Origin of the sequence: Marinobacter flavimaris, assembly GCF_002933295.1 — a bacterium.
GTDB classification, from domain to species: Bacteria; Pseudomonadota; Gammaproteobacteria; order Pseudomonadales; family Oleiphilaceae; genus Marinobacter; species Marinobacter flavimaris.
Window position 1 is genome coordinate 416,203 of the sequence record NZ_PSSW01000003.1, and the last position, 13,621, is coordinate 429,823.

A 13,621-nucleotide genomic window follows, 5' to 3' on the forward strand; every position below is an offset into this window, starting at 1 on the left:
GGAGGATTCATCATGACTCGTCAACTCGACAGGCTTGAAAAGCAGATTCGCGGGGCGGTGGAAGCCGACCCGAAAACCGGCCACTACCGCTGTGACCGCAGCATCTTCACCGACGAAGAACTGTTTGAGCTGGAGATGAAACACATCTTCGAAGGCAACTGGATTTTCCTGGCCCACGAGAGCCAGATCGAGAATCCGGGCGACTACTACACCACCATGGTGGGTCGTCAGCCGGTGATCATCACCCGCACCAAGGACGGTGAGCTCAAGGCGATTCTGAATACCTGTACCCATCGGGGTGCAACCCTGTGCCGCAAGAAGCGCGGCAACAAGACGTCCTTTACCTGCCCGTTCCACGGCTGGACCTTCAAAAACGACGGCAAGCTGTTGAAGGCGAAGGACCAGAAAAAGGGTGGCTACCCGGACAGCTTCAATGTCGACGGTTCCCACGACCTGAAACAGCTGCCGAAGTTTGAAAACTATCGCGGTTTCCTGTTTGGCAGCCTCAATTCAGATGTTCTGCCGCTGGCGGAGTACCTGGGAGAAACCACCAAGGTGCTCGACGCCATTGTTGACCAGGCGGAAGACGGCCTGGAGATCCTGCGGGGTGCGTCCACCTATACCTACGAAGGTAACTGGAAGCTGACTGCCGAGAACGGCGCTGATGGTTACCACGTCAGCACCGTGCACTGGAACTACCTGTCCACCATGGGGCAGCGCAACTACGAGAAGGGTGGCACCGAGGCGGTAGACGCCAAGAGCTGGTCCAACGAGGGCGGTTTCTACTCCTTCGAGAACGGCCACATGATGCTGTGGACCCGTCTGACCAATCCGGAAGTACGACCGGTTTACGACCAGTTGCCACGCCTGGAGCGGGAGCTGGGTGAAGAGCGCGCTGACTTTATCGTGCGCACCACCAAGAACCTGTGCCTTTACCCAAATGTGTACGTGATGGACCAGTTCTCTACCCAGATACGGGTGTTGCGACCGATCGACGTTAACAAGACCGAGATCACCATCTATTGCTGGGCTCCGAAAGGTGAGCCGGTGGCCGATCGCACCAAACGGATCCGCCAGTACGAAGACTTCTTCAACGTCTCCGGTATGGGTACCCCGGACGATCTGGAAGAGTTCCGTGGCTGCCAGGAAGGCTACTACGCCAAGGGCGTCAAGTGGAACGACATGAGCCGTGGCGCCCAGCACTGGATTGAAGGTGCGGATGACTGGGCCAAACGCATCAACCTGAAACCGATTCTCAGCGGTGCCAAGCCGGAGGATGAGGGCCTGTACGTGACTCACCACCAGCATTGGGTGGAGGAGATGACCAAGGCTGTCGAAACCGAGCGTGCGCGTTTCATTTCTCTTTCTACCGTTTCGTCAGAGGAGGCCTCCAAATGAGCATGACTTTCGAACAGATTCAGGCCTTTGTCTACCGGGAAGCCCGCCTGCTGGATGACCGGGAATGGGACGAATGGCTCAAGTGCTACCACGAGGACGTCACCTACTGGATGCCGGCCTGGGATGACAACGACGAGCTGACCGAAGATCCGCAGACCGAGATTTCGCTGATCTACTACCCGAACCGCAACGGCCTGGAAGATCGCGTCTACCGGCTCAAGACCGAGCGTTCTGGCGCCAGCTCCATTCCGGAGCCGCGCACGGTACACCTGACCAGTAACCTCGAAATTCTGGAGCGCGACGGCGACACCGTGAAGCTGCGGTTCAACTGGCAGACCAACAGCCACCGCTACCACAAGACCCAGTCTTTCTTTGGTGTGTCTTTCTACACCCTGGATTGCAGTGGGGAGCAGCCGCTGATCACCGATAAGAAGGTGGTCCTGAAAAACGATTACATCAATCAGGTGATTGATATTTACCACCTGTAATTGATGGGGAGAGCATCATCATGAGCTACAACATTGCACTCAATTTTGAAGACGGCGTTACCCGATTCGTGTCCTGCAACGAAGGTGAAACGGTTCTCGATGCCGCTTACCGTGCGCAGATCAATCTGCCCATGGACTGCTCCGATGGCGTATGCGGCACCTGCAAGGGCGCTTGCCGCCAGGGTGAGTTCGACATGGGTGACGAGTACATCGACGAGGCACTGTCCGACGAAGAAGCCGAGCAGGGCATGGTTCTGACTTGTCAGATGGTGCCCTCCAGCGACTGTGTGGTGGAGGTACCGGTTGCGTCCACCATGTGCAAGACCGGAAACGCGGAAGTGACCGGTACTGTGGCCGAGGTAAACCTGATTTCGCCCACCTCAATCGAACTCAAGATCACTGCGGACGATGACATCGCCTTCCTGCCCGGGCAGTACGTGAACATTCAGGTGCCGGGAACCGACCAGACGCGGGCCTATTCATTCAGCTCCAAACCCGGCAGTCGGGACCTGAGTTTCCTGATTCGCAATGTGCCGGGCGGACTGATGAGTTCCTGGCTGGTGGGCAAGGCCCGCACCGGTGACAAGGTCACCCTGACCGGTCCCATGGGCAGTTTCTACCTCCGCCCGATCGAGCGCCCCGTACTCATGTTGGCGGGCGGCACTGGCCTCGCGCCTTTCCTGGCCAAGCTCGAGCATATGAAGGCCAACGGTTGTGATCTGCAAACGCACCTCATCTATGGCGTGACCAATGATGAAGATCTGGTGTGCCTGGATATCCTGGATCGTTTTGCCGAGGAGCTGGATAACTTCAGCTACATCACCGTGGTGGCCGGCGAGGAAAGCACTCATCCGCGTAAGGGCTATGTGACCCAGCATATGGATGATGCACCCGTAAATGACGGGGATGTGGATGTCTACCTGTGTGGCCCGCCGCCCATGGTAGACGCCGTGTTGGGCTACTTCCGTGAGCAAGGCATTGAACCGAACTCGTTCCACTACGAGAAGTTCACCCCGAGTGTTCCGGCCGCCGAGGAGAAGGTGGCATGAGCCCGCGTTTCGCCAACAAGGTGATGGTGGTCACCGGTGCGGCACAGGGCATTGGCCGGCGGGTGGCTGAACTGGCCGCCGCCGAAGGTGCCCGCCTGGTTCTGGTGGACATTGCTGACTACGTGCAGGGCGTTGCGGCTGAATTGCGCGACCAGGGCGTCGAAGCCCTGGCCGTGCAGGCCAACCTGGAAACCTGGGAAGGCGCGGAAATGGTGATGGCCAAGGCCTACGAGCAGTATGGCCGCATCGACATCCTGATCAACAACGTCGGCGGCACTATCTGGGCCCAGCCGTTTGAGCAGTACCAGCCAGAACAGATCCAGAAGGAAATACAGCGCTCCCTGTTCCCCACTCTGTGGTGTTGCCGGGCGGTACTGCCTTACATGGTGGAACAGAAGAGCGGTGCCGTTGTGAATGTGTCTTCGGTGGCCACCCGCGGCCTGATGCGGGTGCCCTATGGCGCCGCCAAGGGCGGGGTCAACGCCATGACCGTGAACATGGCCTTCGAGTACGCCGAGCATGGCATTCGGGTGAACGCGACCGCGCCAGGCGGTACTGAAGCGCCGCCCCGTCTGACCCCGCGCAACACGGATGAACAGGGCGAGCAGGAGAAGGCCTGGTACCAGACCCTGGTCGACCAGACCAATACCAGCAGTTTCATGCACCGCTATGGAACCCTGGATGAGCAGGCGGAGCCGATCCTGTTCCTGGCCTCGGATGCGGCCAGCTACATGACCGGAACCATCCTGCCCGTGGCCGGCGGCGACTGCGGTTAACGCAAAAAGATTGATCGGAACTCCCGACAACAACAACAGTATTCGGAGAAACAGACCAATGAGAAACATCGACGTCAACGACGTTATTGATAACGCGGCATTCAACAAATTTCACTGGAAGGTGCTCTTCTGGTGCACCCTGATCATTATCTTTGATGGCTACGACCTGGTGATTTACGGCGTGGTTCTGCCGCTGCTAATGGACCAGTGGAACCTCAATCCATACGTGGCTGGTTTGCTGGGTAGCAGTGCCCTGTTCGGCATGATGTTTGGTGCCATGGGCTTTGGCATGCTGTCGGATAAATGGGGCCGCAAGAAAGTCATCCTGATGTGTGTGGTCCTGTTCAGTCTGACCACGGTCATCAACGGCTTTGCCACCAACGCCTGGCAGTTCGGCATACTCCGGTTTATTGCCGGCCTTGGAATAGGGGGTGTGATGCCCAACGTGGTGTCGTTAATGAGCGAGTATTCGCCCGCCCGTAAACGCAGCACGCTCGTGGCGCTCATGTTCAGCGGCTACGCCGTGGGCGGCATGATGTCGGCAGGCCTGGGTATCTGGATCGTGCCCAATTTCGGCTGGGAGATCATGTTCTATCTTGCCATTGTGCCGATGTTGCTTCTGCCCTTGATGATCAAATACCTGCCTGAGTCGGTGGCATTCCTCATGGCCCAGAAGCGCGAGGGCGAGGCGCGGAACATTCTTTGCCAGGTGGCGCCTTTCAAAGCTATTAACGAGCAGGACGTCCTCGTTGTTCCGCCGACCACAGAAAGCAAGGCGCCGGTGCTGGAACTGTTTCGGGGTGGCCGTGCCATGAGCACGCTGATGTTCTGGGTGGCCTTCTTTAACTGCTTGTTGATGGTGTACGCACTTGGCTCCTGGTTGCCCAAACTGATGTCCGCGGCCGGTTACCCGCTCGATTCCAGCCTGATGTTCCTGATGGTGCTGAACATCGGGGCCATTGTCGGCGCCGTTGGCGGTGGATGGTTGGCCGACCGTTTTTCACTGCGATCTGTTCTGGTGAGCTTTTTCATCCTGGGCTCAGGGTCGCTGATCACCCTGGGCTATGAAAACCCAATGTGGGTTCTCTATACCCTGATGGGAATCGCCGGCGCCACGACCATTGGATCGCAGATCCTGTTGTACGCCTACGTGGCCCAATACTACCCAACCAGCATCCGGTCTACCGGGCTGGGCTGGGCTTCGGGTATCGGTCGCAACGGCGCCATTGTTGGCCCCATGCTCGGTGGAACCTTGCTGGCTCTGGCACTGCCGCATCATGTGAACTTCCTGGCGCTGGCAGTTCCGGGCGCCATTGCCACCGTCGCCATTGCGCTGGTGGGCCGTCGGTTCAGTGAGAAGCCTGTTCAGTCGGAGGCGGAAACGGCACTGGCCCCGACTAATTGATTGTGGAGCGTTGATGCACCCCTGAGGGAGACTGTCAGTCGAACCCCTCGTTTGCCCCGGCGCGTGAGTGTCCGGGGCTTTTTTACGTTCCCGACGATCCGACAAGAAGGAATTGAGCATGCAGCAGCTTTTTCGCGACATGTCGTTATCCGCCGTTGCTGCTGGTTTTCTGGCGGTGCTGGTTTCGTACGCCGGGCCATTGGCCATTTTTTTCCAGGCCGGCGCGGCGGCGGATATTTCAACCCAGATGATGACCTCCTGGGTCTGGGCCATTTCAATGGGCGCGGCGGTTTCGGGAATTCTGCTGTCGCTGTGGCTCAAGGCACCGATTGTGACTGCCTGGTCCGCTCCCGGAACGGCGCTGTTGGTAACCCTGTTTCCGGTGTTGTCATTAAACGAGGCAGTAGGTGCCTACATCACCGCCGCCGTTATCATCTTTGTCATTGGTGTTTCGGGCACGTTCGATGCGTTTGTCAGGGCCATTCCTAAAGGTGTGGCCGCCGGCATGATGGCCGGGATCCTGTTCCAGTTCGGGGTCGGTGCCTTTACGGCTATCGAATCCACGCCGGCGCTGGCGATCGGCATGCTGCTGGCTTACGTGGTTTTCCGGCGACTGGTACCGAAATACACGCTGGTCCTGCTTCTGATTGTCGGGATAGGACTGGCGGTGGTGCTTGAGGATGCATCTCTGGCAGGTGTTCGGTTGAGCATGGCTGTCCCCCAGTTCATCACCCCGGAATGGAACCTCGGTTCCACCCTGAGCCTGGCTATACCGTTGGTGCTGGTCAGCCTGACGGGTCAGTTTCTGCCAGGCATGGCGATTCTGCAGGGAGCCGGGTACAGGGTGAAGGCCAAACCGGTTATCGCTGTGTCCAGTCTCATCTCGCTGCCGATGGCATTGTTCGGCGGTATAACCACGGTTGTTGCGGCCCTTACCGCGGCGATATGCACCGGCAAGGATGCCCATGAAGATCCTTCCAGGCGTTACGTAGCTGGCGTCTTCAACGGTGTGTTCTATCTGGTGGGTGGCCTGTTTGCCGGCACAATCGTCGCGCTCTTTACTTTGTTGCCAGCAGCATTTGTGGCGGTTCTGGCGGGGCTTGCCCTGCTCGGGGCGATTGCCAACAATCTGTTCGCGGCGCTGGAAGACGCAAGCCACCGGGAGGCTTCACTGATCACCTTTATCGTAACGGCTTCCGGGTTGTCGCTATACGGCCTCTCATCCGCTTTTTGGGGTGTGGTGATTGGTTACGGGTGCTATGTCATCACCGGCACGGGCGCGGTGAAAAGCTCGTCGCGCGGAACTGCGCGGAAAGCTTGATCATGCCGGAAGCCTGCACTGAAATGAGAAGCGGTCGGCTTTTTTGCACCATCGTAAGGCAAATGCTGGGTAGGGCTGGCACCCGCCCGAAGGCGATTGTGCAAAATGCACAACCTTGGTGTCGTCCACCCCCTCAAACCATGGCTTTGAGAACTACATGGCACAGACGTTGCCATCTCTCTTGCGTGTTTTCATCAAAGAGAGATAAGGCTATGACCTCACAAGTAACCCCTCAGGAACAGGACTATCCGCTCAGCCCGGTGCCGATGGCTCAGCGTCGCAGTATCTGGTCCATGGGCCTGGTTCTGCTTGGCTTCACCTTTTTCACCGCCACCATGTGGGCGGGCGGCAGTATCGGTGTTGCATTCGATTTTTCAACGATGCTGCTGGTGCTGGCAGCCGGTAACCTTTTGTTGGGTGCTTATGCCGCTATTCTCGGATATATCGCTGCCAAATCGGGGCTGAATACGGCACTGATGTCCCGCTTTACCTTCGGTGAGCTGGGTAGCAAACTCTCCGACTTCATCCTGGGCTTTACCCAGATCGGCTGGTACGCCTGGGGTACGGCTACCATGGCCATTCTCCTGGTCAAGCTGACGGGCTTGCCCGAGAGCTGGACCACGCCGCTGATGGTGGTGTTCGGTTTCGGCTTCTGCATTACCGCGTTCATTGGTTATAAGGGGCTGGAAATGCTGTCCCGCTTTGCGGTGCCGGCGATGATTATTTTGGTAGCGGTGAGTATGACAATCGCCACCTCGGACGCCGGTGGATTTTCGGGATTACTCGCCATTACCCCCTCAGACGAAATGACCGTAGCTGCGGCCATTACCATGGTGTTCGGCACTTTCGTAAGTGGAGGCACCCAGGCTACCAATTGGACCCGTTTTGCCAAATCCGGAAAAACGGCGGTCATTGCGACCCTACTGGCGTTCTTCCTCGGTAATGGATTGATGACGCTGATCGGTGCGTTTGGTGCTCTGGTTTACCAGCAGGCGGATATCGTCGACATCATGGTGGCGCAGGGGCTGGCGACCCTGGGTATTCTCATGCTCTTCCTGAATCTTTGGACAACGCAGGATAATACCGTATACAACTTCGCCGTGGCCGGCTGCAATATGATTCGAACCCGCCGGCGCAAGCTGGTGACAGTGGGCGGTGCCGCCATCGGCACAGTGCTGGCTGTTCTGGGTATGTATGAGTGGCTTATCCCGTTCCTGGTGTTGCTTGGAACCTTCATTCCGCCCATTGGCGGCGTCATCATGGCCAGCTATTTCATTGGCTATAAGCGCGAGTACCCGTCACTCGAAACGGCGACCTTGCCCGCGTTCAATATTCCCGGGCTGGCGGCCTATGCCATAGGCTCGGCAGCGGCCTATACCTCGCCATGGATCGCGCCGATTGTTGGCGTACTGGTTGCCGCGGCCAGTTATGGTGTAGTGCTTGTGGTCAGTGAGGCCGTTCGTGATCGCCGGGCCCAGGTTCTGGGAGCGGTGTAAATGGCCCTGACGTGCCGTGACATTCCGGAGCTCCCTGGCCTTGGGGCCATCCATCTGCGGGGTGGGAGTTCCGGCGCAGACAACACGGTGCGCTGGCCTTATCTGGCGGAGAACCGGTCTTTCACCAACTGGGTCAGGGGTGGCGAGCTGGTATTTGTCACCGGTATCAGCCGCCACCGCAGCCCGGCCAATCTGGCCGAGTGCCTCTATGAAGGTCGGGACTGCGGTATATCGGGGCTGGTTGTGCTGACCGGCGATGCCTACATCGGGCAGCTACCGGCCATGTTAAGTCGTCTGGCGGATGAGCTGGCCATGCCGTTGTTTGAGCAGCCTTACTCGCTGCCAATGGTGGATGTGACCGAAACCATCGCCCGGGCGATTGTCGCATCGGAGCGGTCGCAAGAGCCCCGGGAAGGCGGGCTGGCGGAGGCGCTGATAGCCGGTATCGGCAGTCATCAGCTCGAAGGACTTATCCGGCAGTACCTGCCTGAGGTGGAAGCCGGGTTGCTGGACAGTAGTCGAGATCTCCTGGAGGTATGGCTTCAGGAGCGTGGAAACCAGTGCGCCATGGCTGAAGCCCTTGGCTGCCATAGAAATACCATCCGGAACCGGATGAATCGGTTGGTCGCGGAGATGCCTCCGGAGTCTGAACCGAATGAATATTTCAAAACCCTGGTGCTGGCCCATCTGTTGTCGCGGCCATGATTCAAGCCAGCGGAAAATCTGTGTGGAGATGTTATGAGTGAAAATCTGAACGCTATTACCAATGCTCGGTTGCAGGGCCGTGAGGGGTTATTCCGGCTGACCATCACCGATGGAAAATTCAGCAGTGTCACGGCGCAGGATGCGACTGAAAGCGTTGCCGAGAACCAGCTGGACGCCGGCGGAAATCTGGTCGCTCCTCCTTTCGTGGAGCCGCACATCCACCTGGATGCGGCCATGACCGCCGGCGAGCCACGCTGGAACCAGAGTGGTACCTTGTTTGAAGGTATCGAGTGTTGGTCTGAGCGCAAAGCCAGCCTGACTCACGACGACGTGATCGGTCGGGCCGAACAGACGTTGAAGCTGTTTGCCGATAACGGCATTCAGCACGTCCGCACCCACGTGGACGTGACGGACCCCAAGCTGACAGGGCTGAAGGCCATGCTGGAAGTGCGTGAGCGTATGGCTGACACAGTAGACCTGCAGATTGTCGCTTTTCCCCAGGAAGGTCTCTGGTCATTTCCCCAGGGCAAGGAGCTGATGGAAGAGGCGGTTCGTCTGGGGGCCGATGTGGTCGGTGGCATTCCCCATTTCGAATTCACTCGAGATTACGGCGTTGAATCGGTTCAATGGCTGGTGGCGTTGGCCCACAAAAACGACCTTCTCGTAGACGTGCATTGCGACGAGATCGACGATCCCGAATCCCGATTCCTGGAAGTGCTCGCTGCCGAGGCGCTCAAGCTGGATTATGGCTCACGGGTCACCGCCAGCCATACCTGTGCCATGGGCTCGTACAACGACCATTACTGCAGCCGGCTGTTCCGCTTGTTGAAGAAATCCGGCCTGCGTTTCCTGTCGATGCCCACCGAAAGCCTGCACCTGCAGGGCCGCTTCGATGGTTATCCGAAACGTCGTGGCCTGACCCGGGTTCCGGAACTGCTGGATGCGGGACTGAAGGTGGCCTTCGGCCAGGATTCCATCCGCGATCCCTGGTATCCACTGGGCAACGGCAACATGCTCCGTACCCTGGACGTAGGCCTGCACGCCTGCCACATGCTGGGCATGGGTTGGATTGATCGGTCGCTGGAGCTGATCACCGACAACGGTGCTGCAGCATTGGATCTGGACGAATACGGCATCGAGGAGGGACTTCCGGCTCGCTGTGTTGTTCTGCAGGGGCAGTCGCCCTACGAGGTGCTGTTGGGCCAGTTGCCGGTTGCCGCGTCTATTCGTGATGGCCGTGTTCTGATAAACCGGCAGGGTTGATGCCCGTTGAAGTAGAAGCTACAGATTCCCCGGTTTGCTAACCGGGGAATCTGCTCAACTACTCTGGTGTTCAGCGTAGCGACTTCAGGGCCGTTGCCCATTTCGCCATTTCGTCCAGCATGGCATTGGCAGAGCCGGTGTGATGCTCGGCAGGGAGGAAGTTGCGCTGGTCATCCAGTTTCTCCCACGGCATCTGCACCATTACTCCTTCCACCATCGGCATCATTTTCAGCGTAGTAACCAGCTGCTTGGCAACCTGGGCTGAACGGAGTCCACCGGAAACACCGCCGTAGCTGACAAACCCGCAAGGCTTATAGTTCCACTCGTTGTATACGTAGTTCAACGCGTTCGTGAACGATGGCGGCGGGCAAAAATTGTACTCGGGAATGACGAAGACGTAGGCATCTGCCTTATTTACGCTCGCTGACCAGGCTTTGGTGTGCTCATGCTCATATTTCTGCATGCGAGGATGGTTGGCCTCGTCGTAAACCGGAAGCTTGAACTCAGCTAGATCGACCAGTTCGCTGGAAAACGTTCCCTGGTCATTGACCAGAGAATTGAACCAGTGGGCAATGGAAGGGCCGATTCGGCCGGGGCGCGTGCTGCAGACGATGGTTTGTAGTTTCATGGGGTGTCCTTAGATAGCGGCCACAAGCCGTCGAAGGCTGCTTAGTGAATCCGTGTAGGAATGTCTGCTTGGAAAAGCAGCATAAAGGGCGCCTCTTCAAAAAGATAACGGAGTAACCAGTAAGAATTAGTCAAAAATTCTGAGCCTATCAGCCCGCCGCCTCGCTCGACGTTAGCTTCCTATCTCTCTATAATGCCCGGTCTCGCAGGAGAGTGGGCCGTTGGCCCCGCCGAAGGCGCAAACTCCCATAAACGCTCAGGCACAGGTACTGCGAGCATCATCTAACGCCGTCTGGAGAGCGACTGCCACCGCAGTCCACCGAAGGGGCAAGCAGAGCCAGGCTCTGTAAACTCTCAGGTATCAGGGACAGGGGGAGAGGCCACAGAAACTCAGGAGTCCTGTGTGCTGACCTCTATCTATATGATTGCCATTACCGCCGAAGCCATGTCGGGAGCCCTCACCGCCGGGCGGAGGAACATGGATCTGTTTGGTGTCGCTGTAATTGCGTTTTTTACCGCCCTTGGTGGCGGAACTGTCCGGGACATTCTTCTGGGTAATTTCCCAGTCACCTGGACCCAGCACCCTCGCTATATCTACATGACCATTACCGGTGGCCTGGTCACCATCGTGATTGCGCGCTTCATGCGGCATCTGCATCAGTTGTTTCTGGTTCTGGATGCCATAGGTCTGGTGGCTTTTACGGTTATTGGCTGCAATGTCGCGCTCAAGCTGGGCTATGACACCGTGGTGGTGGTCATGGCCGGCATCACAACAGGGATCTTTGGCGGTATCATCCGGGATATCTTATGTAACCGCACCCCGCAGGTGCTGCGCCACGAACTCTACGCCAGCGTTTCACTGATGGTGGCTTTCCTGTACCTGACCTTGCTTCGCCAAGGGGTGGGCGAGAATGTCACTCTTTTGGCCGCTTTCAGTCTCGGGCTGCTTCTGCGTATGGCGGCCATTCGCTGGGGGTTGTCGTTGCCAGTATTCAGCTATTCGCAGACACGCTGGGAATGAGCGCGATGTGGGTTTGAGAAAGCCCTCGAATTGTGGGCATGGTCTAGCCTCAGACCTTTTCATCGTTTCATTTCCTCGTGAACTGAGCTAACGTAGCTTGCTAAGATTTTTCCTTTTTCAGAGTCGCTGAGTTTCAAAATGAAAACCGGTTTTTACTTCATCCATTCCGTTTTATCAGCGGCGGCATTTCTGGCTGCCGGGCCTCGCCGTATTTGCCATTCCTTTCGCTGAATTCGTCGAATCCCTCGTCGAATTCGGCGAAACCCTCTGAACACATCCCCTAACTGAACCTTGCCTTGCGGGCCTATAGGAGTCGGTATGTCCGAACGTCCAGCTATTTATGTCTTAGAACAGGATTTTGATCGTTTATCTGCGATGTTGGAGAAACAGCTACATGGCACTGAAACAGCCGAAGCGCTTGCGCTCGAGCTTGATAGAGCAACTCTGGTTGATGCCGAAAAGCTGCCTTCCGGCACCGTCACCATGAATTCTCTGGTCCATTTTAAAAATGAGAGTAACGACGCCGAGTACACGAAGAGACTCGTGTACTCGACCCCGCGAGACGGAAGCGAGGAGTGTGTATCCGTCCTGGCTCCGGCGGGTGCAGCCTTGCTGGGTCTTCGGGTAGGCGATCGTATTGATTGGCCTTTGGCTGGAAAGAACCAGCTGCGTCTGAAAATTATCCATGTGACTCACGCAAACTGAACGAGGAAGATGCATGCACCAGAAAGCCCCCCTTGACCAGCTGTATGAGCAGGTCGTCCTGAGAAATCCCGCGGAACCTGAATTTCATCAGGCCGTTCTGGAAGTTCTCGACTCGCTGGCGCCGGTGATTGCCAAGCATCCCGAGTATAAGGAAGCGAAGCTCCTTGAGCGTATTTGCGAACCAGAGCGGCAAATCATTTTCAGGGTCCCCTGGGTGGATGACTCTGGTACCGTGCAGATCAACCGGGGGTTTCGCGTTGAATTCAACTCGGCCCTTGGGCCCTACAAGGGGGGCTTGCGGTTCCATCCTTCCGTCAATCTGGGCGTGGTGAAATTTCTGGGTTTCGAGCAGATCTTCAAGAACTCTCTGAGCGGTATGCCGATCGGCGGAGGCAAGGGTGGTTCCGACTTTGATCCCAAGGGCCGATCTGACAATGAGATCATGCGGTTTTGCCAATCCTTCATGACCGAACTGTATCGGCATATTGGCGAGTACACCGACGTGCCAGCAGGCGACATCGGCGTAGGAGCCAGGGAGATTGGTTTTCTGTTCGGGCAATACAAGCGCCTCACCAACCGTTACGAATCTGGCGTGCTGACTGGTAAGGGCCTCGGATGGGGCGGTGCTCGTGTGCGCAAGGAAGCGACAGGTTACGGAACGGTTTATTTTGTCCGGGAGATGCTGGCGGCTCAAGGTTCCGATCTGGAGGGCAAGGACGTGGTAGTTTCCGGCTCCGGGAACGTCGCAATTTATGCGATGGAGAAGGTTCAGCAGTTTGGGGGCAGGGTGATCGCCTGCTCCGATTCCAGTGGCTACGTTTACGACCCGGCCGGAATCGATGTTGGGCTGGTTCGCCAGATCAAAGAGACGGAACGCGGCCGAATCAGCGATTATGCCGCCCGGCGGCAGAATGGAAGCGATTACGTGCGCGGGGCGTCCATTTGGGAACTGTCCTGTCAGGTAGCCCTGCCGTGCGCCACTCAGAACGAGGTGACCGGGGGCGACGCGAAGGCGTTGATTCGCAATGGCGTCCTGGCGGTTGCTGAAGGTGCCAATATGCCGTGCACTCCAGACGCGGTGAAGTTGTTCCGCGACGCCGGCATTTTATTTGGTCCTGCAAAAGCGGCTAATGCCGGTGGCGTGGCTACCAGCGCGCTGGAAATGCAGCAGAACGCCTCCCGGGACTCCTGGAGTTTCGATTACAGCGAACACCGCCTTAAGGACATCATGATCGAAATTCACCGCTCCTGTTTTGAAACCGCTGAAGAATACGGCCGGCCGGGAGACTACGTATTTGGCGCCAATACCACAGGCTTTTGCCGGGTTGCTGATGCGATGCTGGCGTTTGGGGTTATTTAAATAGTCT

The 13,621-nt window shown here is 57.4% G+C and carries 13 protein-coding genes and 2 riboswitches; of the genes, 12 read left to right on the plus strand and 1 reads right to left on the minus strand.

What is annotated here, in order from left to right; translation table 11 throughout:
• Window positions 1–12: 12 nt before the first annotated feature.
• The 9 genes from MDHKLMBL_RS07980 to codA all read left to right on the plus strand — a co-directional run bounded on the left by MDHKLMBL_RS07980 (window position 13) and on the right by codA (window position 9,901).
• A complete protein-coding gene (locus MDHKLMBL_RS07980) occupies window positions 13–1,398 on the plus strand; it encodes a Rieske 2Fe-2S domain-containing protein (protein WP_104270537.1) in 1,386 nt (461 codons plus the stop codon).
• Window positions 1,395–1,886, plus strand: a complete 492-nt coding sequence (benB, locus tag MDHKLMBL_RS07985; protein WP_104270538.1) for a benzoate 1,2-dioxygenase small subunit — start codon at window positions 1,395–1,397, stop codon at window positions 1,884–1,886. The genes MDHKLMBL_RS07980 and benB overlap by 4 nt, the downstream gene beginning before the upstream one ends.
• Window positions 1,887–1,906: 20 nt before the next feature.
• The gene (gene benC / locus MDHKLMBL_RS07990) at window positions 1,907–2,935 is read left to right on the plus strand and encodes a benzoate 1,2-dioxygenase electron transfer component BenC (protein ID WP_104270539.1); all 1,029 of its coding nucleotides are present in this window, start codon (window positions 1,907–1,909) and stop codon (window positions 2,933–2,935) included.
• Complete coding sequence (benD, locus tag MDHKLMBL_RS07995) at window positions 2,932–3,711, plus strand: benzoate diol dehydrogenase BenD (RefSeq protein ID WP_104270540.1); 780 nt, start codon at window positions 2,932–2,934, stop codon at window positions 3,709–3,711. Before benC ends, benD begins: the two co-directional genes overlap by 4 nt.
• 58 nt (window positions 3,712–3,769) lie before the next feature.
• A complete protein-coding gene (locus tag MDHKLMBL_RS08000; RefSeq protein WP_104270541.1) occupies window positions 3,770–5,116 on the plus strand; it encodes an MFS transporter in 1,347 nt (448 codons plus the stop codon).
• A 118-nt stretch (window positions 5,117–5,234) separates the two neighbouring features.
• On the plus strand, window positions 5,235–6,437 hold the full coding sequence (locus MDHKLMBL_RS08005; RefSeq protein ID WP_104270542.1) for a benzoate/H(+) symporter BenE family transporter: 1,203 nt from the start codon (window positions 5,235–5,237) through the stop codon (window positions 6,435–6,437).
• Between the two features lie 212 nt (window positions 6,438–6,649).
• Window positions 6,650–7,933: a cytosine permease gene (gene codB / locus MDHKLMBL_RS08010; protein ID WP_104270543.1), complete on the plus strand. Its 1,284-nt coding sequence runs from the start codon at window positions 6,650–6,652 to the stop codon at window positions 7,931–7,933.
• The gene (locus tag MDHKLMBL_RS08015) at window positions 7,934–8,638 is read left to right on the plus strand and encodes a PucR family transcriptional regulator (protein ID WP_008177347.1); all 705 of its coding nucleotides are present in this window, start codon (window positions 7,934–7,936) and stop codon (window positions 8,636–8,638) included.
• A 33-nt stretch (window positions 8,639–8,671) separates the two neighbouring features.
• Window positions 8,672–9,901 carry a cytosine deaminase gene (gene codA / locus MDHKLMBL_RS08020; RefSeq protein ID WP_008177348.1) on the plus strand — a complete coding sequence of 410 codons (1,230 nt, stop codon included), beginning with the start codon at window positions 8,672–8,674 and terminating at the stop codon, window positions 9,899–9,901.
• A 70-nt stretch (window positions 9,902–9,971) separates the two neighbouring features.
• Here codA and MDHKLMBL_RS08025 read toward each other — a convergent pair whose 3' ends face one another.
• Window positions 9,972–10,529: an NADPH-dependent FMN reductase gene (locus MDHKLMBL_RS08025; protein WP_104270544.1), complete on the minus strand. Its 558-nt coding sequence runs from the start codon at window positions 10,527–10,529 to the stop codon at window positions 9,972–9,974.
• Between the two features lie 195 nt (window positions 10,530–10,724).
• A riboswitch (glycine riboswitch) is annotated at window positions 10,725–10,810 on the plus strand.
• Window positions 10,811–10,909, plus strand: a riboswitch (glycine riboswitch).
• Window positions 10,910–10,949: 40 nt separating this feature from the next.
• Here MDHKLMBL_RS08025 and MDHKLMBL_RS08030 point away from each other — a divergent pair.
• The 3 genes from MDHKLMBL_RS08030 (at window position 10,950) to gdhA (ending at window position 13,614) form a co-directional block, all read left to right on the plus strand.
• Window positions 10,950–11,549, plus strand: a complete 600-nt coding sequence (locus tag MDHKLMBL_RS08030) for a trimeric intracellular cation channel family protein (protein WP_227497903.1) — start codon at window positions 10,950–10,952, stop codon at window positions 11,547–11,549.
• 318 nt (window positions 11,550–11,867) lie between these two features.
• Window positions 11,868–12,254, plus strand: a complete 387-nt coding sequence (gene rnk / locus MDHKLMBL_RS08035; RefSeq protein WP_008177352.1) for a nucleoside diphosphate kinase regulator — start codon at window positions 11,868–11,870, stop codon at window positions 12,252–12,254.
• 13 nt (window positions 12,255–12,267) lie between these two features.
• A complete protein-coding gene (gdhA, locus tag MDHKLMBL_RS08040; RefSeq protein WP_008177353.1) occupies window positions 12,268–13,614 on the plus strand; it encodes an NADP-specific glutamate dehydrogenase in 1,347 nt (448 codons plus the stop codon).
• Window positions 13,615–13,621: the final 7 nt, after the last annotated feature.

Excerpts from the sequence above, each read along its gene's own strand:
- MDHKLMBL_RS07980 (WP_104270537.1), top strand. The coding sequence starts at position 13 with ATGACTCGTCAACTCGACAGGCTTGAAAAGCAGATTCGCGGGGCGGTG.
- benB (WP_104270538.1), top strand. The coding sequence starts at position 1,395 with ATGAGCATGACTTTCGAACAGATTCAGGCCTTTGTCTACCGGGAAGCC.
- benC (WP_104270539.1), top strand. The coding sequence starts at position 1,907 with ATGAGCTACAACATTGCACTCAATTTTGAAGACGGCGTTACCCGATTC.
- benD (WP_104270540.1), top strand. The coding sequence starts at position 2,932 with ATGAGCCCGCGTTTCGCCAACAAGGTGATGGTGGTCACCGGTGCGGCA.
- MDHKLMBL_RS08000 (WP_104270541.1), top strand. The coding sequence starts at position 3,770 with ATGAGAAACATCGACGTCAACGACGTTATTGATAACGCGGCATTCAAC.
- MDHKLMBL_RS08005 (WP_104270542.1), top strand. The coding sequence starts at position 5,235 with ATGCAGCAGCTTTTTCGCGACATGTCGTTATCCGCCGTTGCTGCTGGT.
- codB (WP_104270543.1), top strand. The coding sequence starts at position 6,650 with ATGACCTCACAAGTAACCCCTCAGGAACAGGACTATCCGCTCAGCCCG.
- MDHKLMBL_RS08015 (WP_008177347.1), top strand. The coding sequence starts at position 7,934 with ATGGCCCTGACGTGCCGTGACATTCCGGAGCTCCCTGGCCTTGGGGCC.
- codA (WP_008177348.1), top strand. The coding sequence starts at position 8,672 with ATGAGTGAAAATCTGAACGCTATTACCAATGCTCGGTTGCAGGGCCGT.
- MDHKLMBL_RS08025 (WP_104270544.1), bottom strand. The coding sequence starts at position 10,529 with ATGAAACTACAAACCATCGTCTGCAGCACGCGCCCCGGCCGAATCGGC.
- MDHKLMBL_RS08030 (WP_227497903.1), top strand. The coding sequence starts at position 10,950 with ATGATTGCCATTACCGCCGAAGCCATGTCGGGAGCCCTCACCGCCGGG.
- rnk (WP_008177352.1), top strand. The coding sequence starts at position 11,868 with ATGTCCGAACGTCCAGCTATTTATGTCTTAGAACAGGATTTTGATCGT.
- gdhA (WP_008177353.1), top strand. The coding sequence starts at position 12,268 with ATGCACCAGAAAGCCCCCCTTGACCAGCTGTATGAGCAGGTCGTCCTG.